This is a genomic window from Mesorhizobium sp. M7A.F.Ca.CA.002.04.1.1, assembly GCF_004022805.1.
Taxonomy (GTDB): domain Bacteria; phylum Pseudomonadota; class Alphaproteobacteria; order Rhizobiales; family Rhizobiaceae; genus Mesorhizobium; species Mesorhizobium ciceri.
In genome coordinates, this window is sequence record NZ_RZPL01001018.1 from 1 (window position 1) to 1,471 (window position 1,471).

Annotated in this window: 3 protein-coding genes; 2 read left to right on the forward strand and 1 reads right to left on the reverse strand. The window is 61.5% G+C overall.

Features of this window, described 5'->3' with window-relative positions; translation table 11 throughout:
• Both ENZ75_RS31635 and ENZ75_RS31640 read left to right on the forward strand, forming a co-directional pair.
• Window positions 1–349 (forward strand): DALR anticodon-binding domain-containing protein (locus ENZ75_RS31635; RefSeq protein ID WP_245481323.1); only part of this gene is annotated, 349 nt, incomplete at its 5' end.
• A gap of 109 nt (window positions 350–458) precedes the next feature.
• Window positions 459–749 (forward strand): hypothetical protein, encoded by a 291-nt coding sequence (locus ENZ75_RS31640; RefSeq protein ID WP_063170186.1) that lies wholly within the window; start codon window positions 459–461, stop codon window positions 747–749.
• Between the two features lie 105 nt (window positions 750–854).
• On the opposite strand, the gene ENZ75_RS31645 is transcribed toward ENZ75_RS31640, so the two are convergent.
• Complete coding sequence (locus tag ENZ75_RS31645) at window positions 855–1,244, reverse strand: hypothetical protein (protein WP_024502648.1); 390 nt, start codon at window positions 1,242–1,244, stop codon at window positions 855–857.
• Window positions 1,245–1,471: the final 227 nt, after the last annotated feature.

The window sequence follows — 1,471 nt, forward strand, 5'->3', positions numbered from 1 at the left end:
CCTGCTCGCCGGCACTAAGCGCGCGGCCAACATTCTGGCTGCCGAGGAGAAAAAGAAAACGGCGGTCGCCGAAACCGTTGAGCCGGCGCTGTTTCGCGCGGATACCGAGAAATCGCTGTTTGCGGCGGTGAACCAGGCTGAGAAGCAAGCCGGCGAAGCGATTCAAAACGATGATTTTTCCGGCGCCTTGCTGGCGCTTAGCGTGTTGCGCGAGCCGGTTGATTCATTCTTTGAGCATGTTCTTGTAAACGATGAGGATCAGGCGGTGCGTGCCAACCGCCTGGCGCTGCTCGCCCGCATCCGCACGGCCACCGGTCAGGTCGCGGATTTCTCCAGGATCGCAGGTTAAGGCGAAGAAAATATTCTCTGCTACCGGCCGTTCGAGCCGGCTTACAGTCATATGGCGATGATCTCTCCGTGGCAAAAGGGACATGTTCCCCAACCCCACGGAGGCTTCCATGAATTCCGATCACGAAATCGAAGTGACAGAAGAAACTCCCGCCGAGGCGCTTGAATCCGCTTCCGAAACCATTCTCGATCATGCCGCCGCCGCAGCGATCGAAGCCGCTGACCTGTCTGATGACGACGAAGACGGCGACGATGAAGAAGGCGAAGAGTCCACCGAAGCTGCCACGCTCTCGGATGACGACGAAGATGAAGACGAGGACGAAGACGACGCCGAGGACAGCGTGAAGGCTGAAGGCGACGAGTCCGAAGAAGAAGACGACGACAAGGAAGAAGCGGCCTGATCTTTTCAGCCGCCGAGTCTATCGATGGCAAGGCGGCGCCGAGGCGCCGCCTTTTGCTATCAGCCGTCCCCGAAGCCGACTGTCAGCCGCCCCGGCGACGGCCCGTCAGTTCTCGAGAATGCTGACGCGCACGCTGTTTTCGTAGACGTCGACCTGGATCAGCGGTTCGCCATTGACGATGGCGCGCTTGGTCGAGGAACTCATCGCGCCGCCGCGTTCCAGCATGCGCTGCAGGTCGGCGCGCTGGTCGTTGGTCCTGAACCAGCCATCAGCCTCGTCGTCGCTGTCACGGCGGTGGAATTTGTGCCAGTTGGCGCGGTCCTGCCGCACCATCTGCGCGGCATTGTCCAGCGCATAGCCGTCACTCGCCTGATGGTCGCGATCGGAAATGCGCGCGACATAGGATCCCAGCATGTCGTCGGCATGAGCCGCGACGACGCCAAGCAGTGACGCCAGCAATAGGCCTGCTCCGGTTACGATTCCAGATTTTCTCATGGCCCCCCCTTTACCCCTAGTGATGAAATCCCGTCTGCCAGAAATGCCTGGAACGGGGACTGCCTGGCAATGGTGCGCCGGGCGCCAGATCGCCGTCAAGTCACGCCATCGATGTCGGCTGTCTTGGAGCCGAGGCTACTGGGTGTAGCCGTTGGGAGGCATGCGCTGCCCTGCTGCCGGGGCCGGAGCGCTCGGCGGGGCGGGTTTGTTCTCGGCGTTGCCTGAGG